Raw genomic sequence first — 23,689 nt, 5'->3', positions numbered from 1 at the left:
ATGCGCTTGCGAAATGGAGAAGTGGCCGCCTTGACGGCCTTCGCGCGGACCTCTACGTGCCGCCCTTGAGCGCGACGGTGAAGGTGGTCGCCGTGCCGCTCAGGCAGACCTCGCCTTTGTGGTTGCTGACCGATACCTCGACCTTGCAGATCGGCTTGTCTTCGCGCACGCTTTTGATCTCCAGCCGCGCAGTGACCGTATCGCCGACATACACCGCCTTGGAGAAGCTCAGCTCCATGCCGAGGAACACGGAGCCGGGGCCCGGAAGATCCTGCGCGACCAGGGCATTGAGCAGGCCCGAAGTGACGCCGCCCTGCACGATGAGGCCGCCGAACGGGGATGCGCGGGCCAATGCTTCGTCGAAGTGCAACGGATTGCGGTCTCCGCTGATCTCGGTGAACAACTCGATGTCACGCCGGCTCATCGTCTTGTCACGGGTGGCGGCATCGCCCACCCTGGGCATGCCATTGAGGGTGTTCGTCCAGGCTGTTTGCGCATTCGGCATGGCGGATCCTTTCCAGGGGGTGGAGTCTGCGGACGGCAAGGCAGTGGCCTTCACGACCGCCGTTGACGGGCGGGTTCGAACATGGGCAGGGTGAACTGTCCGATCCGGACAAAGCGCACCTGAACAGGCGTGCCGATATCCGGCACCTCATGCGCCGGGCACACCAGGGTGCTCAGCATCGAAGGGCCTTCCTCCAGCCGGACGATGGCCAGGACATAGGGGGCCGCGGCCTTCCAGGCGTCATGCCCAGGCCGGTGCACGATGCAAAAGCTCTCCAGCCTCGCGTTGCCGCGCGCATCGGACCAGGCCAGCCGTGCGCCCCAGCAATGGGGGCAATGCCCCCGGGGATAGAAGACCCAGGCACCGCAGTCCCCGCACTTTTGCATTACCAGGCGCCCGGCTGCATTGCCTTCCCAGAACGGCCGCGAGATCTGCGTGGGAATGGGGGCGGGAGCGTTGAGACGCTCGAACTGCTCGATGGGGTTCATGCGTCGGCTCCCAGTACCAGCGCCACGGCTTCGCTGACGGTGGCGCCATTGCCCGTGACCAAGGCCAGTTCGGCGTTGCGGATCTGGCGCCTGCCTGCCGTATGGCGCAGCTGGCGCACGGCTTCCACCACATGCGTCATTCCGCCCGCCAGGTCGGGCTGGCCGAATCCCAGCTGGCCGCCATGGGTGTTCAGCGGCTTGTCGCCGTCAAAGCCCAGGCGGTGGTCGGCCAGCCAGTACCCGAAGTGCCCCGGGGCGCACAGCCCGGCATCCTCGATCGTCAGAGCGACCATGATGGTGTAGCAGTCGTACAGGGACAGCAGGCTCATCTGCTCCACGCCCACGCCCGCCTGTGCCAGCGCCTGGGCCATGGCGGGCTTGAGCGGTCCACTGGTCAGGCTGGGCGCCTGGCTGATGGCCCGGTGCGTGAGTTTTTCGCCGGCGCCCAGCAGATGCACGGGCCGGTGGCCCAGCGCACGTGCGCGTTCGGGGCTGACGACGACGACGGCCTCGCCACCGGCCACGGGCATGACGATTTCGTACAGGTGCAGCGGTGCGGCAATGAGGGGCGACGCCAGCACGTCCTGCACGCTGGCCGGCTGGCCGTGGAAGATCGCGTCCTCGTTGAACTGCGCGTTGTGCCGCGCCCACGCGGCAATCGCGGCAAACTGCTCGGGCGTGCTGCCGTACTGGGACATATGCCTTTGCATGGGCAGCGCATACGAGATGTTGGCGCCCGATGCGCCGAAGGGCACATCGAACTCGCGGATCGGGTTGCGGTTCGGGGAGCGGGGAACATCCGCTTCGCGCGTATTGGCCAGGACGCAAAGGACCGCTTCGCACATGCCCGTGGCAATGGCCGCCGCCGCACGCCACACCATGCCAGGCCCCGAGGCCCCTCCCAGGTCCACCACATTGGCCATCTTCGGTTGAAGGCCCAGGTACTCCGCCACCGTGGCCGGAACATGCTGGGGCGTCTCACCCACCTGGGGGCCGACCAGCAGCCCGTCAATGGCCTCCTTGTCCAGCCCGGCGTCCGCCACGGCCAGCCGCGCCACCTGAGCGATCAGGTCCAGGGTCGTCGCGCCCTGGGTCCTTCGGACCGGCCTGAGTTCGCCGATGCCGGCGATGGCTCCCCATGAGCGCCTGTTCATACGGCCTCCCGCTGCATCAGCTCGGCGTACTGCGCCAGAGACTCGGGATTGATCAGCGAGCCCTGGTTCCTGACGGGCTGTCCAGACACCATCGCCCTGGCCGCGCCTTCGACACGCTTTCCGTTGAGCGTGTACGGAATCGCCGTCACCTGGAAGATCCGGCGTGGCACATGGCGGGGAGATGCCTGCAAGCGAATGTCCGAAAGAATGCGCCTTTGCAGGGCATCATCGAGCGCGATGCCCGCCTTCATCACGACGCACAGGATGATCTCCTCATCGCCATCGACAGGGCGGCCGAAGACCAGCGCGTCCTCGATCTCGGGCCGCGCCTCGACCACTCGGTAGATCTCGGCCGTACCGATGCGCACGCCGCCGGGCTTGAGCGTGGTGTCGGTACGCCCGTAGATGACCAGGGAGCCGCGCACGGTCTGCTCCGCCAGGTCGCCATGGGTCCAGATGTCCGGCCGCTCCTTGAAATAGGCGGCGTAGTACCGGGCATCACCATCGTCTCCCCAGAAGGTCAGGGGGGCGCTGGGAAACGGCTGCGTGCACACCAGGTCGCCTTTGCGCCCCACGACGCTGGCGCCACGGCCATCGACCACATCGACCGCATGGCCCAGCGCCTTGCAGGTGATTTCGCCCCGCCGGACAGGATGCAGGGGCGAGCCCAGCACCAGACAACCCATGATTTCCGTGCCGCCCGAGATGGAGGCGAAGAGCATGTCCTTCTTGACTGCGCGGTACAGCCAGTCGAACTGCTCAGGCTGCACGGGAGCGCCTGCGGACAGCACACTGCGCAGCGCGCCCAGGTCATGCCGATGACCCGGCTCGTAGTCGGCCGCCGCAAGCGCGGCGAGATAGCGCGGACTGGTCCCGAAATGCGTGATGCCGGCCTGCTGCGCCATGCGCCAGAGGTTGCCCGGATCATCGCCCTGCGGCCTTTTGACGATGGCAGCGCCCTCATAAAGCACCACGGCAGCCTGGCTGGCCAGTCCCGAGATGAGCCAGTGATACATCATCCAGGCCGTGTTGGTGTACCAGCTCATCACATCGCCAGGCTGCACATCGCAGTGCAGCAGGTGCTCCTTGCGATGCTGCAGCAGGGTACCGCCAGCCGAATGCACGATGGCCTTGGGCAGCCCGGTGGTGCCTGAAGTGAACATCACATACAAGGGATGGGCGAAGGGCAGCTTCTCAAAGTCGACCTTTCCGGACTGCGCCAGGTTGACGTCCCGCCATGACCAGACCTTCACCCCCTGGCTGCACGGAATCCGCCCCGGGTCACCCAGCACCACCAGGTGCTCCAGGCCATGCAATCCCTGGAGCACCTGCCCCAGCCTGTCGGCCATCTCGAAACGCTGGCCGTTGTAGACGTAGCTGTCCGCCGCGAACAGCACCTTGGGATGCACCTGCCCGATGCGGTCCACGATGCCCGGTGCGCCGAAGTCCGGGGAGCACGACACCCATACGGCCCCCAGGGAAGCCGCCGCGAGCAGGGCGACCAGGGCCTCCAGGTGGTTGGGAAGAATGCCGCCGACCACGTCGCCAGGACCGACCCCCAGCGCGCGCAGGCCCTGCTGCAGCATCGAGACATGCGCGCGCAGCTGCCCCATGGTCAGCTCGCGCTGCAGGCCCGACTCATCGAACTCGATCACGGCCAGACGCCCATCGTCGCCGCACAGCAGGTTCTCCGCGAAATTGAGCCGTGCCTGCGGATACCAGCGGGCCCCGAACATCTCTCCATCGCCACGCCGCACCAGTGCGGTGTCACCCCGTTCGCCCACCACGGAGCCGAACTCCCAGACGGCGTTCCAGAACCCGTCCAGGTCGCTGATGGACCAGCGGTGCAGTTCGTCATACCTTGAGGGATCGAATCCATATCGCCGGGCGAACCGGGCCAGATGGCATGTCTCCAGGGACTCCTCGCCAGGACTCCACAACAAGTTGTCTTCGCAGGACTGCATGGCTTGACCCTCTTCTTCAAAGTATCGACCGATCGGTACAATATCAAGACACAAAAGGACTTCTTCCCAAACCTCCAGAAGCTCTCCGGAACCTCCATCAACCATTGACAACAATCTAGTCCGGCTGGGCATATCCCTGTCAGGACAGATTTTTCAATGGGTCTGCCTCCGCTCACAAAAGAGCATTTGGCTTGTACCGATTGGTCGGTACTAACTCCAATGTGCCGAAGAATGAAGGTCCGCGCGCCGGGACAAACCCTCAGAACGGATGTGCCGGATGGGGAGCCATGGCCAGCATCCTGCGGGCCAGGCCATTGAGCCGGTCCGCGATGATCTCGGGCCCCAGGGCGCCATCGGGCTTCATCCACAGATAGCTGTAAAAGTACATGCCCAGGACGGCCTTGAGCACGACGGGGTCGTAGGGGCAGAAACTGCCGGCCTCGGCGCCGTCCACCATGGTGTCGCGCCAGACGCGCTCGTACTGGGCGTGCCAGCCCATGACCTCCGCATGCCGTTCGGCGGTGAGCGAGGACACCTCCCTGAAGCAGACCGTCAGCTCTGCCTGATGGGAGGCGATCTTTCGCACGAGATAGGTACCCAGACGCTGAAGGCGCTGCACGGGGTCGTCCACCTCTGCCTGTATCTGCCGGGCCGATTGGGCCAGCTCACGGATGTACTCGCGGGAGATGTCGTACAGCAGGTCTTCCTTGCTGCGGATGTGGTGGTACAACGCGCCGCGGCCCAGCTTCACCGCCTGCTGCAACTCGCTCATCCCGACGGCGTTGTAGCCCAGCCTGGCGAACAACTGCGCCGCGATCTTGAGGATGCGCTCGCGCTGAGGCAAGTCGGGATAGTCGATGATTTCCACGGTCGCTCTTTCAGGATGGGTTTGCTGCATGATATTTCAATGTACCGACCGGTCAAGCCATTCCACGCAAGCCCTCCATGCCATCCCGGCCCGGCTCCGGCCCAGGGGAAATCCCCCACCTCCCCTGTCCCGCCCCTGACTGCTGCACAGCAGCAAAACGGAATAATCGACGGCATGCTGCAAGCCCCCTCTTCCACCACATCTCCCACCACCTCTTGTGCCGCAGCCGCCGATGAAGCGCCGATCTATGTTCCCATCCGCCCCTGGCGTTCACGCATGGTGCCCGTGCGGACCCTGGAGTACCACGTGCGCGAATGGGGGGCTGTCGATGGCGACCCGGCGCTGGCGCCGCTGGTGCTGGCCCATGGCTGGATGGATGTCGCGGCCTCCTATCAGTTCGTGGTCGATGCCTTTGGCGACGCCTTCATGGCGGGCCGGCGCATCATCGCGGCCGACTGGCGCGGCTTCGGGCTGAGCCGTCCTGCCGGGCCCTGCGACCGCCACGACTTCGCCGACTACCTGGGCGACCTGGACCATCTGCTGGACACCCTGGTCGGCGACACGCCCGTGGACCTGGTGGGCCACAGCATGGGCGGCAATGTGGCCATGATGTATGCGGGCGCGCGGCCGCAACGCATACGCCGCCTGGTCAACCTCGAAGGCTTCGGCATGCCTGCCACCCGGCCGGCGCAGGCGCCCAGGCGCTATGCACAGTGGATGGACGAGCTGCGCCAGCTGCGCAGCGGCGAGCTCGCACTCAAGAGCTATGCCGGCGTGCAGGAAGTGGCCCAGCGGCTCATGAAGACCAATCGGCGCCTGCCGCAGGACAAGGCCCTGTGGCTGGCCCACCACTGGGCGGCGCCCAACGCCGAAGGCCGCTGGGAGATCCTGGGCGACACGGCGCACAAGCTGGTCAGCGCCCAGCTGTTCCGCGTGGACGAGATGCTGGCCCTGTACGCCGCCATCACCGCCCCCGTGTTGGCCGTGGAGGCCAGCGACGATAGCCTGGGCATGTGGTGGAAGGAGCGCTATACGCTGGCCGAATACCATGAACGCATCCGCCAGATCCCCGACTGCCGCACCGCCGTGGTCCAGGATGCGGGCCACATGCTGCACCACGATCAGCCGGCCGCCGTGGCAGGGCTGATCGAAGGTTTTCTCACGGTCTGACCGGTATCGACATGCCGCCTGGCGCCGCCGGCGCGGGCCGTCACTGGGGCCTCAGCATCATCGAATGGCGCCAGCGCGCGGGCGCCATCTGCAGCGGCCGGTAGCGGCCATCGGCCCATTCGGCAGACATGTCCGCATAGCGGCTGGACAGGGCCACGCCGCTTTGTCCGGTCTGGTAGATGAACAGCGAGCGCTCGGGCTCGGCCAGGTCGTAGATGGCGCGCAGCGATGCCGCATGGCGGTTGGCGAACGGCGCCCTGGCATCGCCGGGCAGGTACTGGCCCACGTTGACGGTGTAGCTGTCGCCGCCCGAAGGCACGCTGACATTGAAGATGCCCGCCAGCAGCCCCACGCTGCCCAGCGGCCTGTGGCTGCTGAGCGCCGCATGCGCCGTACCCCAGCGCCAGCGGCCCAGGTCGCTGCCCTGCATGGACTGCAGACGCGCCAGCGCCCGGTCCAGCGCCTGGCTGACCTGGGCGCTGCAGCCCGCCGCAGCGCACCACCAGCCATCGCGGCGCTCCAGCATGCCTTCGATGCCCGCGCGGTAGTCGCGCTTGCCATAGGTGGCCGCAAAGGTCTGGACGCCAAGGCGCGGTATCACCAGGCCGCGCGTGAGTTCGTCCACCCAGGCGGCAAAGATCAGGGGAGCGGCCTGCGCGGCATCCATGCGGCCGTCGAACTGCGCCATCACCCGGCGCGCCTGTGGGGCCAGCGGATGCGTGGCCGGCGCTTCATCCAGGGCCTTGAGCAGTTGCGGCAGCAGGGCACGGGCGGCCAGCGAGGTCTGGTCGTTCTGGATGGAGGCCATGCTGACCAGGTCGTGCCTGTCCTTCGCCTCGATGAGCTCGGAGATGCGGCGGTGCCGGTACGGCAGGCTCCAGTCCTGGGTGAGGAAGTGGGCATAGCCCTCGCGCGTGATGCGCTGGTTGGCGGTGGCCAGATAGCCCAGCGCCGTGCCATCGTCCTGTGGAGCCTGGTCATAGGGCAGCCAGCCCTGCCAGTCGTAGCGTGCCTCCCAGCCCGGCGCGGGCGCCACGCCGCGCAGGTCGTGGTCGGCCGCACGCAGCGGCACCCGGCCTGCGGCCTTGAAGCCGATGGCGCCATGCACGTCGGCCGCGACGATGCTCTGCATGGGCGAGTGGTAGTCGGCAAAGGCCTCGAACAGCTGTGCCACGCTGCGCGCCTCGTTGGCCCGCAGGCCCGCCTGCACGGTGAGGTTGTCGGCGTCGAGCGCCGCCCAGCGCAGGGCCACGGCGTAGCGGCGCTTGTCGAGCACGGCCTCGTACTGGGGCTGCACATCGCTGATCACGGGACCGTGGCGCGTGCTGCGCAGCGTGAGCTGCACATCGGCCCGGCCCTTGACCCTGATGCGCTCGCTGCGCTCGGTAAAGGGCGCCCAGCCGTCGGGCGTGCGGTAGCGGCCCGGGTTGCCCGGATCGATCTGCTCCAGGTACAGGTCCTGCACATCGGGATTGGTGTTGGTGAAGCCCCAGGCCACCTCGCGCGTGCGCCCCAGCACCACGAAGGGCAGGCCCGGCAGGGTGGCCCCCACCACGTCGATGGGCGACAGCGGCGTGCCGTCCTGCGCCTGGCCGGCAGGCGACTGCAGGCGTGCGTAGTACCAGATGGCGGGCGCGCTCAAGCCCAGATGCGGGTCGTTGGCCAGCAGCGGCTTGCCGCTGGCCGTGCGGCTGCCCGACAGCACCCAGTTGTTGCTGCCCTTGCCGTCGTTGGTGCCCGCATCGCGCACCATGTCGCGGGACCAGCGGGCCCAGGCATCGTTCACGTCGCCGGCATCGCCCGCCGCCGCCACGGTCTGCGCGGCCTTGCCGGATGCGCCAGATACACCGGATGCTGACTGCGCCTCCTTGCGGTATACGCCCAGCCCCCGGTAAAGCGCGGCCAGGTCGGTGGCGGTGGCCGGCGCCTCGCCGGGATAAGGCGGCATCAGCTGCCACAGCTGCTGCGTGTCCAGTTGCGAGAGCGCGGCCAGCCGCGCGAATTCGTTGCCCCAGTTGCCGCCCAGGTCCAGCGCCATCATCAGCGCCCAGCCCACGCTGTCCTCGGGCGCCCAGGCCGAGTTGTCGCCGCCGCCCGGCGACGTGTCCAGCAGCATGAACTCGGGCACCTGCGGGTGCTGGCGCATGGGCAGCGCCGCGTAGAAGGCCGCAATGCCTTCGCTGTAGGCCTGCAGCGCCTCGCGCGCGTTGGCGGGCAGCGATGCGTACTGGCGCCGCGCCGCTCCGTGTATGTCCAGCGCGCGCATGAGCTTGTCGGTGTCCAGCGTGGCCGGCCCGAGGATCTCGGACAGCGTGCCATGCATCAGGCGGCGGTTGAACTCCAGCTGCCAGCCGCGTTCCTGCGCGTGCACATGGCCCAGCGCGCGCCACAGGTCCTGCGGCGAGAAGGCGCTGATATGGGTGATGTCGGCATCATCGCGCCGCACGCGCACGGGCTGCTCCAGCCCGGCCAGCGTGAGCTGTCCGTCAAGCACCGGCTGCACGCGCACGGCATAGATGGCCAGCGCGCTGCCGGCGAGCAGGGCCGAGCCGACCACCGCCACGGCGCCCACACCCCACCACCGCGAGTTCAGGATTCGCATGATTCCCATTCTTTTCCCCACCCTCTGCTTTTTTCGTATCGTAGTGTTGCAGTTTGTAGCATATGCGCGCGCGACATGCTCACATTGCTCACGACAGAAAGCCGCGCCTGCGGGGCACAGTCTTCAGGCGACAATCACTGCCGGGCCTGCGCACATGGATGCAGGGCATCCGCCAGAAACAGGAAGTACGTGGAATGTGGCCTTTCAGCCTCTTGAAAAAGCTCAGCCAGGACCCGCCCGTGGGCCAGCACCGTGGTGACTACATCGGCTGCTATCTGCTGGGCACCGAGGCGCCGGGCCAGGCCGGCGTCAGCTATGTCTCGCTGGCCACCACGCGCGAACAGCTGCAGGCCGATGCCCGCGCCTATCTCGAAGGCTTTGTGCGCGACCACCCCGAGGCCGCCGACACCGACCTGACCGCCATCCGCTCCCTGCTGGAGCACCTGCCGCAGCGCCTGGACGCCCACCTGTCCGGCGACACGCGCGCGCCGCTGGCCGAGCAAGGCGGCACCGTGCTCTTCCTGCGCACCGGCATGCGCGCCCGCCGCAAGGAAAACGGCCGCTACCTCGAATAGCAGTCAGCCCCCACCGCCACCGTACAGAGCCTCAAAAACTGGCGCGGCCAAGAACAAGGGACAGCGAGCAAGGGCCTACGCCGGCCGCGCCGCCCCGCAGCGAGGCTGTAGTCCCCCGCGAAGCGAGAGGGGAAGGCGCGCAGCGCCTCAGGGGGAGTTCTGCTTGTGCACGTCTTGCCAGCGCAGCATGTCGGTCACGCGCCCGGCCTTGTCGTCATCGAAGCCCAGGCGCTCCACCCGCTCGGCCGGATTGGCCCAGGTGCCGAACAGCAGGTCCCAGACAGGCAGGCCGTAGTTCTGCGCATGGTGGCCGTACTGGTGGTGCACGGTGTGCATCTCGGGCCGCTGCACGATGTATCCCAGCCAGCGCGGCGTGCGAATGTCGGCATGCAGGAATAGATCGAACGCCCCCGTGAGGCTGATGGCGAAGGCCGCCGCCAGCGGGCTGGCCCCCAGCACCCAGTAGCTGGACAGCGCGCTCAGCAGCACGGCCGCCGCCGTGTCCATGGGGTGGGCGAAGAAAGCCGTGAGCGCCTCCACGCGCGGCGCGCTGTGGTGCAACTGGTGGAACATGCGCCACAGCGTGTCCGACCGGTGCGTGGCGCGGTGCCACCAGTAGAAGACGAAGCTGGTCAGCAAGAAGCTCAGCCCGCCCACGGCCAAGGCGGGCCAGCGCCCGCCCACGTCGAACAGGGCATGGCGGCGTATGGTGCCGGAAAACAGGTGGCCCACCACCAAGGTGGTGGCCAGCGTGCCCAGGCCCAGCAGCGTGGACAGGATCAGCCAGCGCCGGTCGCAGTGGTTGCGCGAGGCCGGCGCGATCACCTCGCGCGTGAAGATGCCCACGAACATCAGCGCCAGCAACGGATAGGCCGCGAACTCCCACATGTCCTGCGTGTCCCCGGCCTCAGTGCACGTGGCCCCAGTAGATCAGCGCATCGCGCCCTTCGACCGACAGCGACACGGGCGCGCCCACGGGCAGCATCACCTTGGTCGGCACATGGCCGTAGGGCAGGCCCTGCAGCACGGGGCACTTGACCTGGCTGCGCAGCCAGTCGATCACGGTCTGCAGCTTGAAGCCCTTGTCATGCGAGCTGAGCTTGAACTCGCTGAACTGGCCGAACACGATGGCCTTTTGCCGGGCCAGCACGCCAGCATGCAGCAGCTGGGTCAGCATGCGTTCCACGCGGTAGGGATGTTCGCCCACGTCTTCCAGGAACAGGATGCCGCCCTGGATCTGCGGGAAGTAAGGCGTGCCCAGCAGGGAGACCAGCACGGCCAGGTTGCCGCCCCACAGCGTGGCGCCGCCGCTGATGTAGAAGTCCTTGACGGCAGGCTTGCCGTCTTCGCGCAGGCCTATCTTCGGCATCTGCCAGCCCGCGCCCTCGCCCTGGCCGCTCAGCAGGTCGTTGAAGCAGTCCAGCATGATGTCGTCCACGCCGCCCTCGTCGTCGGGGCGGCCGAAGTCGTGCACCAGCAGCGGGCCGGCCCAGGTGGTGGCGCCGGTCCTGGCCAGCAGGGCCAGCGACAGCGCCGTGAAGTCGCTCAGGCCCACGAAGCGCGTGCCGCCTGCGATGGCCTTGGCCACGGCCTTGTACTTGATGCCCGGCAGGATGCGCGTAAGGCCGTAGCCGCCGCGCGTGGGCAGCGCCAGGTCGGCACCGCTGGCCGCTGCGCGCTCGATGGCCGCCAGGCGCGTGGCGTCGTCGCCTGCAAAGCGCTGGTGGCTGCTCAACGCGTCGGCATCGATCTCCACCTGGTGGCCCATGGCCTCCAGGCGGCGCACGCCGCGCTTGAAGCCGGCCTTGTCGCGCACGGCGCCGGCAGGCGAGTAGATATAGATGTGGCGCGGACCCTGGTCATGCGCATGGCCGCAGCAGCTGCCATCGGCGGCATGAACGTGGCCGTGCTCGTGGTCGTGGCTGTGGGCAGCGCCATGGCCATGTGCCGCAGCATGCGAAGGCTCCTGCGCATGGTCATGTCCATGTGGATGTTCGTGCCCGTGGGCACAGCAGGTGCCGTCGGCGGAATGCACATGTTCGTGCGCGTGATCAACGGGTGCAGGTGCGGCAGCGGCGGCCTTTTTGCGGGGCGTGCCGGACGTGCCGGAAGAGCGGGAACTGCGCGAAGTGGCCAAGTGGGTTCCATGCCGGCCCTGGCCGGCATGCTCCATATTGCAAGGGGAGTGAAGACGGGGCACTGCCGCTGCGCAGCCCCGGCAAGGGGCCGGCGGCGCAGGCCTACGGGCGGAAGTATTCCACAGCGTCGGCCACCATGCCGGCAGCGCACAGGGGAACCCAATGGCCGCACGGGGATAGGCGCAGTTGCGCTGGCGGCAGCTGTGGCAGCGCCTGCAGCCAGGCCTGGCGCCATGCGGGCGCTGGCATCAGCGCATCGTGCTCGCCGCCCTGCACCCACAGGCGCTGCTGGCGGCTCCACTGCGCCAGCAGCGCCACCGGCAGCGGCGGCATTTCGGCCTGCACGCGGGGCCAGGCCTGCAGCGCGGCGCGGTGGCCGGGTTGGGAAAACGGCAGGTTCCAGGCCTGCGGCTGTGCGCCGCCCTCCCCGCCCACCTCGCCGATACCGCCCACCTCGTGCATGGCGCGGCCCACGGGCCATGACGGCTTGCGCGCCGCCTGCGCAAACCATTGCACGCAGGCATCGGGCGCCGGGCCTGCGGGCCAGGCATTCATGAGCCAGGCGCCGCAAAAACGGGCGGGCTCGGCCTGCGCCACGGCCAGGCCCAGGCGCGCGCCATCGTCATGGCCGACCAGCACGATGCTCCGCAGGTCCAGCGCCAGCACCAGCTCGCGCAGCACTTGCACATGCCAGGCCGCGCTGTGCGCCTTCTCCTTCTTGGGCTGGTCGCTGCGGCCAAAGCCCGGCAGGTCGGGAACCACCACGCGATGGCCGGCCTGGAGCCAGCCGGGCAGCATGGGCTGGAACAGCTGGCCCCATGAGGGGCTGCCGTGCAGGCACAGCCAGGTCAGCGGTGCATCGTGCGGTCCTTCATCGACCACGGCCAGGCGCAGGCCTGCCAGCGCCGGCAGGTCGCTGCGCCACTGCGGCTGGGCAAAGCCGCCGAAGGTGGAATCCGCATGGCGCAGCGCCGTGTCCTTGAGCGGATGGGGCTGGGCCGCGCGCTGCTCGGCGCGGCGCGTGCGAAAGAAGTCCGACATCACGGCCGCGCATTCCCCGGCCAGCACGCCGCGCGTCACCTGCGTGTGGTGGTTGATCTGCGGCAGCGCAAACACGTCCAGCACCGATCCGGCCGCGCCCGTGCGCGGCTCGGCCGCGCCATAGACCACGCGGCCCAGGCGCGCATGCAGCATGGCGCCGCTGCACATGGTGCAGGGCTCCAGGGTCACGTAGAGCGTGCAGTCGTCCAGCCGGTAATTGCCCAGGCGCGCGGCCGCGTCGCGCAGCGCCAGCACCTCGGCATGGGCCGTGGGGTCGCCCTGGGCCACGGGCGTGTTGCGGCCCTGGCCGACGATGGCGCCGTCCTTGACGATGAGGGCGCCCACGGGCACCTCGCCCGCCTGGGCAGCGGCGCGCGCCAGCTCCAGGGCGATGCGCATCCAGGCCTCGTCTTCGGCCTGCGGCAGTGGACGGTGCTCGGCAGTCAAGGTGTCAGAGTGTCAGGGCGCCAGGGGGTCAGGGCAGCGGCTTGCGCACGCCCTGCGCATAGTGGTAGAGCGTGACGACCGGCGCCTGCAGCTCGCCCTGGGGCGTGAAGGAAATCGGTGCCGTCACGCCGTCATGCCGGGTCTGGCGCAGGTAGGGGATGTAGGCATCGGGCCGGATGGAGTCGGCCCGCACCATTGCCTGGGCCAGCACCATGGTGGCGTCGTAGGCGTAGGGGCTGAAGACCTGGTACTGGTCGGGAAAGCGCTGGTCGTAGCGCTGCTTCCAGGCTGCGCCGCCGGGCATGCGCTCCAGCGGGCTGCCGCCCACGGCGCAGGTCACGTTGCGCAGCGGCGCCGTGTTGCCGGCCAGCTCGGGCAGGCGCAGCGTGCACTGGCCGTCGCCGCCCAGCAGGCGCACCTTGTCCATGGCCAACTGGGCCATCTGCCGGAGCATGGGGCCGGCCTGGGCGTCCAGGCCGCCGAAGAAGATGGCATCGGGCTTCTTGCCCTTGATGGCCGTGAGGATGGGCACGAAGTCGGTGGCCTTGTCGCCGGTGAACTGCTTGTCCACGATCTCGATGCCCTGCTCGCGCGCCTGGGCCTCGAACAGCGCAACGATGCCCTGGCCGTAGGCCGAGCGGTCATCGATGATGGCCACGCGCTTGACGCCCAGCTTGCCCACGGCGTGCGCGACCAGCGCATCGACCATGGCGCGGTCGTCGGCGATCACGCGGTAGGTGGTGTCGTAGCCCGCCTGGGTGATGGCCGGGTTGCTGGCCGCCGGCGTGACCATGACGATGCCGCAGTCGTGGTAGATGGATGTGGCCGGCAGCGTGGTGCCCGACTGCAGGTGGCCGACCACGGCCGCCACCTTCTTGTCGCACAGGCGCCGGGCCAGGGCCACGGCCTGGCCGGGGTCGCCGCCATCGTCGCCGGCCTCCAGCTTCCAGCGCAGCTTGCGCCCGCCGATCTCCAGCCCCTTGGCATTGAGATCGTCCAGGGCCATGCGCACGCCGTTTTCCTCATCCTTGCCCAGACTGGCGATGGGGCCGGACACCGGCCCCGCATGGGCAATGCGCACCACCAGGGGCGCATCGGCTGAACTGGGTGCAGCGGGTGCAGCCGCCGCAGCGGAAGCCCCTGCCGACTGCCCGTTGGCCGGGCCGCTTCCCGGCTGTGCCCAGGCCAGGCCGCCGCTGCCCAGCAGGGCGCACAGCAGGGCCGGGCCGGCCCACGGGAAATGGCGAATCAAGGCGTGCATGGCAACTCCTGGAAAAAACGGTCAATCTGTGAAACAGGCGCCCTGGCAAGCGAAATCCGCTGCGGCGTGGCCCACTCGGGCGCTGCCTGGCCGGGAAAGGCCTGGCGCAGAAAACGCGCATCAGGCCCGGGGCGGGGCAGGCACGGGCCGGGGTATCCGGCATGGCGGCCCGGCCCGTGCAGTGCGCATCCTAAAGGATAGGCAAAAACCGGCGCCGCTCGCCAGGGCATCGGGCACATATCCCCTGGCGCGCGTTTTTTCGGTGCTGCGGCGATAATGCTGCGCCTTACCGCAAGCGGGCTGCGAGGTTTTCGTCGCCGGACCACCCCAAGAGTGGGGGCCTTTTTTTGTCGCCGGGCCGCCCCAAGACAAAAAGCGGCCCCCTTGGGGGGCAGCGGACCTTGCGCAGCAAGGGTAGCGTGGGGGCCAGTTTCCCCCGCATTGCGCCCTACGCCCGGCCCCCACGCCGGTGCGGGTACGAATACAGAACACCACGAAGCCCCATGTCCCTCCTGCCCCACCAGCTCGAACTCCTGTCACCCGCGCGCGATGCCGACATCGGCATCGAGGCCGTGAACCACGGCGCCGACGCCGTCTACATCGGCGGCCCCGCCTTCGGCGCCCGCGCCACGGCAGGCAACGACATCCGCGACCTGCAGCGGCTGATCAACCACGCGCACCGCTTCGGCAGCCGCATCTTCATCACGCTCAACACCATCCTGCGCGACGATGAACTCGAGGCCGCCCGCAAGATGGCCTGGCAGATCTACGAGGCCGGAGCCGACGCGCTGATCATCCAGGACATGGGCCTGCTGGAGCTGGACCTGCCGCCCATCCAGCTGCACGCCAGCACCCAGACCGACATCCGCACCCCCGAGAAGGCGCGCTTCCTGCAGGACGCCGGACTGTCGCAGATCGTCGTTGCGCGCGAGCTGGACCTGCAGCAGATCGCCGCCGTGCGCGCGGCCACCGACCCGGCGCGCACCACCATCGAATTCTTCGTGCACGGCGCGCTGTGCGTGGCCTACTCGGGCCAGTGCTACATCACCCACGCCCACACGGGTCGCAGCGCCAACCGCGGCGACTGCAACCAGGCCTGCCGCCTGCCCTACGAGGTGCTGGACGCCAGCGGCCGCATCATCGCCCACGAAAAGCACGTGCTGTCCATGAAGGACAACAACCAGAGCGACAACCTGCGCGCCCTGATCGACGCCGGCGTGCGCAGCTTCAAGATCGAGGGCCGCTACAAGGACATGGGCTATGTGAAGAACATCACGGCCCACTACCGCAAGCTGCTGGACGAAATCATCGAAGAGCGCGAATTCTCCGACACGCCCCTGGCGCGCTCATCCTCGGGCAGCACCACGTTCAGCTTCACACCCGACCCCGACCAGAATTTCAACCGCGAGTTCACCGACTACTTCGTCAACGGCCGCAAGGACGACATCGGCGCCTTCGACACGCCCAAGACACCGGGCCGCGCCATCGGCTGGGTCACCAAGGTGGGCGAGAACTTCGTGGAGATCGAGACCTCGAGCCGCGACACCGAACTGCACAACGGCGACGGCCTGTGCTACTACGACCTGCAAAAGGAACTGGTGGGCCTGCAGATCAACCGCGCCGAGTCGGTGGATGCGAAAAAGTCGCTGTGGCGCCTGTTCCCCAAGGACCCCATCGCCGGCTTCAAGGACCTGCGCAAGGGCCTGGAGGTCAACCGCAATCGCGACATGGCCTGGGTGCGCACGCTGGACAAGAAGTCCAGCGACCGCCGCATCGGCCTGTGGGCCGAACTCAAGGAAACGCCCGACGGCTTTGCGCTCACGCTGACCGACGAGGACGGCTTCACCGCCACCGCCGCCATCGCGCAGGAACACCAGGCCGCCACCGACGCAGCCCGTGCCGAGGCCACGCTGCGCGAGCAGCTGGGCCGCTTCGGAGCCACCATCTTCTCCGTGCATGACATCGGCCTGCAGCTGAGCCAGGCCTGGTTCGTGCCGGCCTCGGCCCTGAACCAGCTGCGCCGCGACGCCGTCGCCGCGCTGGAGGCCGCGCGCCAGGCCGGCTTCGTGCGCCTGCCGCGCGCCCTGCCCGTGGAGCCGCCCGTGCCCTTCCCCGAGGACACGCTGACCTATCTGGCCAACGTCTACAACCAGAAGGCACACGACTTCTACGTCAAGCACGGCGTCAAGGTCATGGACGCGGCCTACGAGAGCAAGGAAGAGGAAGGCGAAGTCAGCCTGATGATCACCAAGCATTGCGTACGCTTTTCCATGAGCCTGTGCCCCAAGCAGGCCAAGGGCGTCATCGGCGTCAAGGGCACCATCAAGGCCGAGCCGCTGCAGCTGATCAACGGCAAGGAAAAACTCACGCTGCGCTTCGACTGCAAGCCCTGCGAGATGCACGTGGTCGGCAAGATGAAACGCGCGGTGATCAACCAGCACGCCAAGGAAATGCAGGAATTTCCGATGCAGTTCTACCGCACGCGGCCCGTGCCCTCGGCCAGCGCCTGACGGTCCTGCACCTCCGCCAGCAAACGTCCGCTCTCCGTCAGGGCCGCCACCCAGCGCCCATCTTCCTGCACAAGCCTCACCCAGCCCGGCCCCGGCGTGCCGGCAATGGGCGCATCGCCCATCAGCGCCAGGCAGCGCATGAGCACGCTGGCGCCCTGCCCCAGTCGCTTGCCCAGCCTGGGCAGGGACATGGGTGCGGGCTCGGTGGCCAATTCGCGCAGGATGGCGGCGGCCAGCTCTTCCATGCCTTGCACTTCAGGCCGCCATTTCTTCCAGCGCGGGGGATGGCACGGCAGGCAGCCTGTGCGCCACCAGCTGCACGGGAATGGACTTGGAGCTGGGCGTGCCCGCCACGATGGCCGTGGCCGACAGCGGCACCAGCGGATTGGTCTCCGGATAGTAGGCAGCGATGCAGCCACGCGGAATGTCGTAGGCCACGAGCCTGAAGCGCTCGGCGCTGCGCTGCCGGCCGTCATCCCACACCGTCTGCAGGTCCACCCAGTCGCCATCCTTCATGCCCAGGGCGCGGATGTCCTCGGCGTGGATGAAGACCACGCGGCGCTGGCCGAAGACGCCGCGGTAGCGGTCGTCCATGCCGTAGATGGTGGTGTTGTACTGGTCGTGCGAGCGCGTGGTGAACAGCGTGAACACCGGCGATGCGCCGGGGCTGCGCGCGGCGCGTGCGCGGTGCACGGGCGTGTCGCGCGGCACGGCGTGCACGAAGAAGCCGGCCTTGCCCCGGGGCGTCTCCCAGATGCGTTCGCTCGCCGCATTGCGCAGCTTGAAGCCGCCCGGCACGGCCACGCGCGCGTTGAAGTCGTGGAAGTCGTCGAAGACCTGCTCGATCAGCTCGCGTATGCGCGCATAGTCGCCGGCCAGCTCCAGCCAGGGCACGGGCCGCTGCGCCCCCAGCGTGGCGGCGGCCAGGCGCGCGACGATGGCGATCTCGCTGAGCAGGTGCCCGGACGCAGGCGGGTTGATGCCGCTGGAGATATGGACCATGCCCATGGAGTCCTCCACCGTCACGCCCTGCGGGCCGGTGGCCTGCATGTCGATCTCGGTGCGGCCCAGGCAGGGCAGGATCAGCGCCTCGCGGCCGTGCACCAGGTGGCTGCGGTTGAGCTTGGTGGTCACATGCACGGTCAGGTCGCAGCGGCGCAGCGCCTGCCAGGTGGCATGCGTGTCGGGCGTGGCCGCCGCGAAGTTGCCGCCCAGCGCGAAGAAGACCTTGCCCCGGCCCTCGAGCATGAGGCGGATGGACTCGACCACGTCCACGCCGTGGGCGCGCGGGGGCTCGAAGCCGAAGACCTGCTGCAGCCGGTCCAGCAGCGCGGCCGGCGGCTTCTCCCAGATGCCCATGCTGCGGTCGCCCTGCACATTGCTGTGGCCGCGCACCGGGCAGGCACCTGCGCCGGGGCGGCCGATGTTGCCGCGCAGCAGCAGCAGGTTGACCAGCATCTGCACGGCGGCCACCGAATGCATGTGCTGCGTGATGCCCATGCCCCAGCAGACGATGGTGCTGCGGGCGGCGATGTAGACCTCGGCCGCCGTCTGCATCTGCGCGCGGCTCAGGCCGGACTCGGCCTCGAGCAGGCCCCAGTCCTCGGCACGCAGGTCCTCGGCCAGGGCCTCGAAGCCGGTCGTGTGCTCGGCGATGAAGGCGTGGTCCAGCACGCCGCCGCACCCGTGCCCCAGTGCATCGTCCTGCGCGATCACATGCTTCATGATGCCCTTGACGGCCGCGATGTCGCCGCCCACGCGCAGCTGGAAGTAGTGCGTGCTGATGGGCGTGGCGCCCAGGGTGGCCATCTCCAGCTTGCTTTGCGGGTCCTGGAAGCGCTCCAGACCGCGCTCGCGCAGCGGGTTGAAGCTCAGGATGCGCGCGCCGCGCTTGTGGGCTGCGCGCAACTCGCCCAGCATGCGCGGGTGGTTGGTGCCGGGGTTCTGGCCGAAGATGAAGATGGCATCGGCCTGCTCGAAATCAGCCAGCTGCACCGTGCCCTTGCCCACGCCTATCTGCGGCTTCATGCCGCTGCCGCTGGACTCGTGGCACATGTTGGAGCAGTCGGGGAAATTGTTGGTGCCGTAGGCGCGCACGAACAGCTGGTACAGAAAGGCCGCCTCGTTGCTGGCACGGCCCGAGGTGTAGAAGATGGCCTGGTTCGGGTCGGGCAGCGCGTTCAGGTGGCGGGCGATCAGCGCAAAGGCGTCGTCCCAGGCGATGAGCCGGTAGCGGTCGCTGGCCGCGTCGTACACCATGGGCTCGGTGAGCCGGCCCTGGTCCTCCAGCCAGAAATCGCTTTGCGCCATGAGCTCGGCCACCGTGTGCCGGGCAAAGAATTCGGGCGTCACGCGCCGCGCCGTGGCCTCGGCCGCCACGGCCTTGGCGCCGTTCTCGCAGAACTCGAAGGTGGAATGGTGGTTGCGGTCGGGCCAGGCGCAGCCCGGGCAGTCGAAGCCGTCGGGCTGGTTGGCCGACAGCAGCGTCTTGGCGCCCTTGACGGCGATATCCTGGCGCATCAGGGCCTGGCTCACGCTGCGCAGTGCGCCCCAGCCGCCAGCGGCCCCCTTGTAGAACTCGATCTTTTGTTCGGACATGGGCCGGGAGTGTTCCGCCTGTCCATGATCCAGGTCAAATCACATCTCCAAATGGAGAGATTCAGCAAAGATATGAGCACGGCATCCTTGCCCTGCGCCATGCTGGCAACCTCAGCCCCGGACCACCGATGAACTCCACAGCCATACACACCGCCATCCCCGAAGACGCCGCGCTGATCGCGCCGCTGTTCGACGCCTACCGCCAGTTCTACGAGCAACCTGCGGATGCCGACGCGGCGCTGGCCTTCATCACGGCGCGGCTGGAGCGCGGCGAATCCGTGATCCTGCTGGCCCGCCGACCGGACGGCAGCGCCCTGGGCTTTTGCCAGCTCTATCCCTCGTTCTGCTCGGTGCTGGCCGCGCCCATCTACGTGCTCTACGACCTCTTCGTGGTGCCCGATGCGCGCCGCCTGGGCGTGGGCCGCGCCCTGCTGCTGGCGGCCGAAGCCCATGCCCGCGCCACGGGCCATGCACGCATGGACCTGACCACGGCCCGCAACAACCTGCGCGCCCAGGCGCTGTACGAGTCGCTGGGCTGGGTGCGTGACGAAGTGTTCCTGACCTATGCGCGCCATCTGCAGGCTTGAGCCGCCAGCGGCCTAGCGCAAAACCCGCAGCTCCCGCGCCAGCGCCACGGCCTGGGTGCGGCTGCGCGCGCCCAGCTTGAGGTTGATGCTGCGCAGGTGGGTGCGCACCGTGCTGTCGGAGACGAAGAGCTTTTCGGCCATGGCCGCATTGGAGTAGCCCGAGGCCAGCAGTTCCAGCACGCGCAGCTCCTTGCGGGTCAGGGGCTCGGCAAGCACCGTGGGCCCCGCCGGGCCTTCGCGCGCATCCGCTGCCGGCCCCTCGGGGGGATCGGCGGGCTCGGCAGGCTCGCCCAAGGCAGACAGCAGCCGCTGCGCATGGGCGGCCGCCTCCGGCTCCGCCGCTTCCGTGCGGCGCGACAGTGAAAGCGTCAGTGAAGGCGACAGTGAGGGCGACAGCACGCGCTGCAGCACGGGCGCGAGCAGCGGCCCCTCATCGAGCATCAGGCGCACAAAGCCTTCGCTGGCACCGTGGCGCAGCGGCTGGGCCAGCATGGCGGCTGCGGCGTCCATGTCGCCGCTGCCCGCCTCGGCCAGCGCGCACAGCACCTGCAGCTTGAGGCTGCGGTGGCGGCGCCCGCGCAGTTGCGCATCGGCCAGCAAGGGGGCGATGGCATCGCGCACGGCACGGCAGTCGCCAAAGTGCAGCCCCCAGCGCAGCCGGGCGATGGCGATGTCCTCCACCTCGTGCGGGGGCAGGCGCAGGCGCTCCACGCGCGGCCATACGCCGGGATCGTCGGCACGCTCCAGCGCCTCGGACGCGGCGGCCCGGTTGCCCTGCAGCACGAAGATGCGCGCATGCTCCAGCCGGGCGCTGGCCGTCACGCGGGGGAGCTGGCGTTCATGCCCCAGGTACTCCAGTTCGGTCAGCAGGCCGAAGGCAGCATCCACATCGCCGCGCACGAAGGCAATGCGCGCACGCATGCGGTAGCTGGAGATCACATGGTCGGGCAGGCCCACGTCGCGGGCCAGCGGCAGGTAGACGTTGAGCAGGTGGTCGGCGCCGTCGAGGTCGTTGGTCTCGTAGAGCACGCCGGCATGCAGCACGCCGGCCCATGCATTGCCGTTGGTGGGGTTGTAGGAGGCGCTGCGCGGCGTGGCGGCCAGCGCCACGCGAAAGCGCGACGCCGCCTGCCGCAGCCGCCCGCCCGACAGGTCCAGCACGCCCTCCATGGCCTCGGTGTACATGCGGCTGAACAGGCTGCCGGCCTGGGTGCTGCGCGCCGCGTCCAGCAGGCGGTGGGCCTCCTCGGCATCGCCCAGCACCGACACCACGTAGGCCATGGCATTGGTCAGCGAGCTGTCCGCGAACGGCCGGCAGCTGGGCAGGCAGGCCAGCGCCTGGCGGCCCAGGGGCGCCGCCTCTTCCACGCGGTCCATCATGGCCAGCAGCAGCGGCTGCAGGGCCATGACCAGCGCCTGCGCGGCGGGGTCCGCGGCCATGCGGGGCCGCAAGGCGTCCAGCCGCTGCTGCGCCTGCCAGGGGCCGCGCGTGAAGCAGTCGGCATAGGCGGCCACGGCCTGCAGCAGCGGCTCGCGCGCCATCAGCGGCGCCGGCATGGCCGAGAACCAGCGCGACAGCAGGCGCATGCGGCCCTGCTCCATCAGCGCCTCGGCGTGGCGCGCCAGCAGGGACAGGGCATGCGGCAGGTCGCCGCCTTCCAGCGCATGCTCGATGGCGGGCACGGGCCGGCCGCAGGATTCGTACCAGCCGCTGGCCGCCAGGTGAAGGCGCGTCAATTCACCGGGCTGCTCGCGCAGCAGCTGTGCGCGCAGGAAGTCGGCAAACATGCTGTGGTAGCGCCAGCTGTGCCCGCCCTGGCCACCCTGCGCCTCGTCGGCCAGCGGCACCAGGAACAGGTGGGACTGCTCCAGCGCCTGCAGCATGGCGGCGCCGTCGGCACGCGGCACCAGGGCCTGGCAGACCTGGGCATCCAGCGTGCGCAGGATGCTGGTGCGCAGCAAGAAGTCGCGCACGGAGGCGGGCTGCTGGGCCAGCACATCCTCGGCCAGGTAGTCGGCCACGGCGCGCTCCGAGCCCGAGAAGCGCTCGATGAAATCGCTGTGCGGGCCATGGCGCTCCAGCGCCAGCGAGGCCAGCCACAGCGCGCCTATCCAGCCTTCGGTCTTGTCCAGCAGCCGCGCCAGGGCCTCGCGCGGCAGCGGGCAGCCGCGCAGGCGAAAGAACTCCTCGGCCTCGCCCACGGAAAAGCGCAGCAGCGCCGCATCGATCTCCAGCAACTGGCCGCTGGTGCGCAGCCGCCCCAGTCCCAGGGCCGGCAGCGCGCGCGAGCCTATGACCAGGCGCCCGCGCTCGGGCAGCTGCTCCATGAGCTGGCGCACCAGGCCGAGCACGGCATCGTTGTGCAGCACCTCGAAATCATCGATGAACAGCGCAAAGGAGCGGCCCTCGCCAGCCAGCGCATGCAGGGCCTGGGACAACTCGCCGGCGCCTTGCGACGGCCCCACCCCCAGGGTGCGCACGGCCGCGCCCAGGCACTGCAGAAAGCGCGAGACATCGTTGTCGGCGGCATCCAGCGTCAGCCAGGCCGTGGCCTGCCCTTCGGCCTGCAGGCGCTCGCGCATCTGGCGCATGGCCGTGGTCTTGCCGAAGCCGGCCGGCGCACGCACCAGCACCACGCGGGCGCGCAAGGCCTCGGGCCAGCGCGCGGCAACGGCCAGCCGGGCCACCTGGGCGGCAGCGGCGCGCGGCGGGCTCAGCTTGGCCTGCGGCACGTAGCCGGAACCCGGACCGGGGCCGGAGGAAGGGGTGGGCGCTGGGGGCTGCATGCAGGCAGGGGGCACTGTGAAGGGGTGAGGCACCGGGCACTTTCGTCGGTTTCGACGATGGCGGCAAGACGGGGCGATTCCTAGACTTGAAGGCAGATCATAGGTGGCGGCCTGCCGCCTGTCCCGATCCAAGGCGACAGGCAACGGCGCGCCGCCAACGCACCAACCAAGGAGACCTTCACATGCAGCTTGACGCAAGCATCAGCGCCGTCGTCACGGGCGGGGCATCGGGCCTGGGCGCGGCCACCGCGCGCCGCCTGGCCGCCAGGGGCGTGCGCGTCGCCCTGTTCGACCTCAACGAGACGGCCGGGCAGGCGCTGGCGCGCGAGACAGGCGGCCTGTTCTGCCGCGTGGACGTGACCGACGAGGCCAGCGTGGACGCGGGCTTTGCCCAGGCCCGCGCGGCCCATGGGCAGGAGCGCATCCTGGTCAACTGCGCGGGCACGGGCAATGCCGTCAAGACGGCCAGCCGCGACAAGGCCACGGGCGAGATCCGGCACCTGCCCGTGGCCAATTTCGACCGCATCATCCAGATCAACCTGGTGGGCACCTTCCGCTGCATCGCCAAGTCGGCGGCGGGCATGCTCACGCTGGAGCCGCTGGCCGACGGCGAGCGCGGCGCCATCGTCAACACGGCCTCGGTGGCGGCGCAGGACGGGCAGATGGGCCAGGCCAGCTACTCGGCCAGCAAGGCCGGCATCACGGGCATGACCCTGCCCATCGCGCGCGACCTCATGGGCGAGGGCATCCGCGTGAACACCATCCTGCCCGGCATCTTCGACACGCCGCTGCTGCAGGGCGCGCCCGACAACGTGAAGGCGGCGCTGGCCGCCTCCGTGCCCTTTCCCAAGCGGCTGGGCCAGCCCGACGAATACGCCCACCTGGCCGAAACCATGATCACCAACGGCTACTTCAACGGCGAGTGCGTGCGCCTGGACGGCGCCATCCGCATGGCACCGCGCTAGGCGTACCGCCCAGTCACCACGGCAGGCAC

18 protein-coding genes are annotated in these 23,689 nt (G+C 69.0%); 5 read left to right on the top strand and 13 right to left on the bottom strand.

The genetic code is table 11. The annotated features are described in order from the left end of the window. Positions 1–52 precede the first annotated feature (52 nt). The 5 genes from ACFPFG_RS28710 to ACFPFG_RS28690 all read right to left on the bottom strand — a co-directional run bounded on the left by ACFPFG_RS28710 (position 53) and on the right by ACFPFG_RS28690 (position 5,009). Entirely contained in the window at positions 53–505 is a 453-nt protein-coding gene (locus tag ACFPFG_RS28710) for a MaoC family dehydratase (RefSeq protein ID WP_183021674.1), read from the bottom strand. Positions 506–555: 50 nt separating this feature from the next. Further along, on the bottom strand, positions 556–993 hold the full coding sequence (locus ACFPFG_RS28705) for a Zn-ribbon domain-containing OB-fold protein (protein WP_183021675.1): 438 nt from the start codon (positions 991–993) through the stop codon (positions 556–558). Then, positions 990–2,147 carry a thiolase family protein gene (locus tag ACFPFG_RS28700; protein WP_183021676.1) on the bottom strand — a complete coding sequence of 386 codons (1,158 nt, stop codon included), beginning with the start codon at positions 2,145–2,147 and terminating at the stop codon, positions 990–992. The genes ACFPFG_RS28705 and ACFPFG_RS28700 overlap by 4 nt, the downstream gene beginning before the upstream one ends. Then, positions 2,144–4,111 (bottom strand): acetoacetate--CoA ligase, encoded by a 1,968-nt coding sequence (locus tag ACFPFG_RS28695; RefSeq protein ID WP_374622695.1) that lies wholly within the window; start codon positions 4,109–4,111, stop codon positions 2,144–2,146. The genes ACFPFG_RS28700 and ACFPFG_RS28695 overlap by 4 nt, the downstream gene beginning before the upstream one ends. 259 nt (positions 4,112–4,370) lie before the next feature. Next, the gene (locus tag ACFPFG_RS28690) at positions 4,371–5,009 is read right to left on the bottom strand and encodes a TetR/AcrR family transcriptional regulator (RefSeq protein WP_183021678.1); all 639 of its coding nucleotides are present in this window, start codon (positions 5,007–5,009) and stop codon (positions 4,371–4,373) included. Between the two features lie 144 nt (positions 5,010–5,153). On the opposite strand from ACFPFG_RS28690, the gene ACFPFG_RS28685 reads away from it, so the two are divergent. Further along, positions 5,154–6,149, top strand: a complete 996-nt coding sequence (locus tag ACFPFG_RS28685; RefSeq protein ID WP_183021679.1) for an alpha/beta fold hydrolase — start codon at positions 5,154–5,156, stop codon at positions 6,147–6,149. Positions 6,150–6,189: 40 nt separating this feature from the next. Here ACFPFG_RS28685 and ACFPFG_RS28680 read toward each other — a convergent pair whose 3' ends face one another. Next, positions 6,190–8,760 carry a penicillin acylase family protein gene (locus ACFPFG_RS28680; RefSeq protein ID WP_380109323.1) on the bottom strand — a complete coding sequence of 857 codons (2,571 nt, stop codon included), beginning with the start codon at positions 8,758–8,760 and terminating at the stop codon, positions 6,190–6,192. 185 nt (positions 8,761–8,945) lie between these two features. Here ACFPFG_RS28680 and ACFPFG_RS28675 point away from each other — a divergent pair, with 185 nt between their 5' ends. Beyond that, positions 8,946–9,326 (top strand): hypothetical protein, encoded by a 381-nt coding sequence (locus ACFPFG_RS28675; RefSeq protein WP_183021681.1) that lies wholly within the window; start codon positions 8,946–8,948, stop codon positions 9,324–9,326. A gap of 147 nt (positions 9,327–9,473) precedes the next feature. Here ACFPFG_RS28675 and ACFPFG_RS28670 read toward each other — a convergent pair whose 3' ends face one another. From ACFPFG_RS28670 to ACFPFG_RS28655, 4 genes are all read right to left on the bottom strand, one after another. Beyond that, positions 9,474–10,214, bottom strand: coding sequence for a sterol desaturase family protein (locus tag ACFPFG_RS28670; RefSeq protein WP_380109320.1), 741 nt, complete (start codon positions 10,212–10,214; stop codon positions 9,474–9,476). A gap of 19 nt (positions 10,215–10,233) precedes the next feature. Further along, positions 10,234–11,361, bottom strand: a complete 1,128-nt coding sequence (locus ACFPFG_RS28665) for an LD-carboxypeptidase (protein ID WP_232245748.1) — start codon at positions 11,359–11,361, stop codon at positions 10,234–10,236. 205 nt (positions 11,362–11,566) lie between these two features. Then, positions 11,567–12,952 (bottom strand): tRNA adenosine(34) deaminase TadA, encoded by a 1,386-nt coding sequence (gene tadA / locus ACFPFG_RS28660; protein ID WP_380109318.1) that lies wholly within the window; start codon positions 12,950–12,952, stop codon positions 11,567–11,569. 28 nt (positions 12,953–12,980) lie between these two features. After that, entirely contained in the window at positions 12,981–14,213 is a 1,233-nt protein-coding gene (locus ACFPFG_RS28655) for a branched-chain amino acid ABC transporter substrate-binding protein (RefSeq protein ID WP_380109316.1), read from the bottom strand. A gap of 503 nt (positions 14,214–14,716) precedes the next feature. Between ACFPFG_RS28655 and ACFPFG_RS28650 the strand changes: the two genes are divergently transcribed. After that, positions 14,717–16,723: a peptidase U32 family protein gene (locus ACFPFG_RS28650; RefSeq protein WP_183021685.1), complete on the top strand. Its 2,007-nt coding sequence runs from the start codon at positions 14,717–14,719 to the stop codon at positions 16,721–16,723. Here the strand turns inward: ACFPFG_RS28650 and ACFPFG_RS28645 are convergent. After that, positions 16,687–16,968: a hypothetical protein gene (locus tag ACFPFG_RS28645; RefSeq protein ID WP_183021686.1), complete on the bottom strand. Its 282-nt coding sequence runs from the start codon at positions 16,966–16,968 to the stop codon at positions 16,687–16,689. The genes ACFPFG_RS28650 and ACFPFG_RS28645 overlap by 37 nt on opposite strands. Before the next feature lie 10 nt (positions 16,969–16,978). Then, positions 16,979–19,321: an FdhF/YdeP family oxidoreductase gene (locus ACFPFG_RS28640; RefSeq protein ID WP_380109313.1), complete on the bottom strand. Its 2,343-nt coding sequence runs from the start codon at positions 19,319–19,321 to the stop codon at positions 16,979–16,981. A 128-nt stretch (positions 19,322–19,449) separates the two neighbouring features. Between ACFPFG_RS28640 and ACFPFG_RS28635 the strand changes: the two genes are divergently transcribed. Beyond that, complete coding sequence (locus ACFPFG_RS28635; RefSeq protein ID WP_013801551.1) at positions 19,450–19,908, top strand: GNAT family N-acetyltransferase; 459 nt, start codon at positions 19,450–19,452, stop codon at positions 19,906–19,908. A gap of 12 nt (positions 19,909–19,920) precedes the next feature. Here ACFPFG_RS28635 and ACFPFG_RS28630 read toward each other — a convergent pair whose 3' ends face one another. After that, entirely contained in the window at positions 19,921–22,695 is a 2,775-nt protein-coding gene (locus ACFPFG_RS28630) for a winged helix-turn-helix domain-containing protein (RefSeq protein ID WP_380109311.1), read from the bottom strand. A gap of 182 nt (positions 22,696–22,877) precedes the next feature. On the opposite strand from ACFPFG_RS28630, the gene ACFPFG_RS28625 reads away from it, so the two are divergent. Then, positions 22,878–23,660, top strand: a complete 783-nt coding sequence (locus ACFPFG_RS28625; RefSeq protein WP_013801549.1) for an SDR family NAD(P)-dependent oxidoreductase — start codon at positions 22,878–22,880, stop codon at positions 23,658–23,660. The last annotated feature ends 29 nt before the right edge of the window (positions 23,661–23,689 follow it).

Source organism: Delftia deserti, assembly GCF_042653485.1.
In the GTDB taxonomy this organism is placed as follows: Bacteria; Pseudomonadota; Gammaproteobacteria; order Burkholderiales; family Burkholderiaceae_C; genus Comamonas; species Comamonas acidovorans.
This window is presented reverse-complemented; position numbering and strand designations above follow the sequence as displayed.

Excerpts from the sequence above, each read along its gene's own strand:
- ACFPFG_RS28710 (WP_183021674.1), bottom strand. The coding sequence starts at position 505 with ATGCCGAATGCGCAAACAGCCTGGACGAACACCCTCAATGGCATGCCC.
- ACFPFG_RS28705 (WP_183021675.1), bottom strand. The coding sequence starts at position 993 with ATGAACCCCATCGAGCAGTTCGAGCGTCTCAACGCTCCCGCCCCCATT.
- ACFPFG_RS28700 (WP_183021676.1), bottom strand. The coding sequence starts at position 2,147 with ATGAACAGGCGCTCATGGGGAGCCATCGCCGGCATCGGCGAACTCAGG.
- ACFPFG_RS28695 (WP_374622695.1), bottom strand. The coding sequence starts at position 4,111 with ATGCAGTCCTGCGAAGACAACTTGTTGTGGAGTCCTGGCGAGGAGTCC.
- ACFPFG_RS28690 (WP_183021678.1), bottom strand. The coding sequence starts at position 5,009 with ATGCAGCAAACCCATCCTGAAAGAGCGACCGTGGAAATCATCGACTAT.
- ACFPFG_RS28685 (WP_183021679.1), top strand. The coding sequence starts at position 5,154 with ATGCTGCAAGCCCCCTCTTCCACCACATCTCCCACCACCTCTTGTGCC.
- ACFPFG_RS28680 (WP_380109323.1), bottom strand. The coding sequence starts at position 8,760 with ATGGGAATCATGCGAATCCTGAACTCGCGGTGGTGGGGTGTGGGCGCC.
- ACFPFG_RS28675 (WP_183021681.1), top strand. The coding sequence starts at position 8,946 with ATGTGGCCTTTCAGCCTCTTGAAAAAGCTCAGCCAGGACCCGCCCGTG.
- ACFPFG_RS28670 (WP_380109320.1), bottom strand. The coding sequence starts at position 10,214 with ATGTGGGAGTTCGCGGCCTATCCGTTGCTGGCGCTGATGTTCGTGGGC.
- ACFPFG_RS28655 (WP_380109316.1), bottom strand. The coding sequence starts at position 14,213 with ATGCACGCCTTGATTCGCCATTTCCCGTGGGCCGGCCCGGCCCTGCTG.
- ACFPFG_RS28650 (WP_183021685.1), top strand. The coding sequence starts at position 14,717 with ATGTCCCTCCTGCCCCACCAGCTCGAACTCCTGTCACCCGCGCGCGAT.
- ACFPFG_RS28645 (WP_183021686.1), bottom strand. The coding sequence starts at position 16,968 with ATGGAAGAGCTGGCCGCCGCCATCCTGCGCGAATTGGCCACCGAGCCC.
- ACFPFG_RS28640 (WP_380109313.1), bottom strand. The coding sequence starts at position 19,321 with ATGTCCGAACAAAAGATCGAGTTCTACAAGGGGGCCGCTGGCGGCTGG.
- ACFPFG_RS28635 (WP_013801551.1), top strand. The coding sequence starts at position 19,450 with ATGAACTCCACAGCCATACACACCGCCATCCCCGAAGACGCCGCGCTG.
- ACFPFG_RS28630 (WP_380109311.1), bottom strand. The coding sequence starts at position 22,695 with ATGCAGCCCCCAGCGCCCACCCCTTCCTCCGGCCCCGGTCCGGGTTCC.
- ACFPFG_RS28625 (WP_013801549.1), top strand. The coding sequence starts at position 22,878 with ATGCAGCTTGACGCAAGCATCAGCGCCGTCGTCACGGGCGGGGCATCG.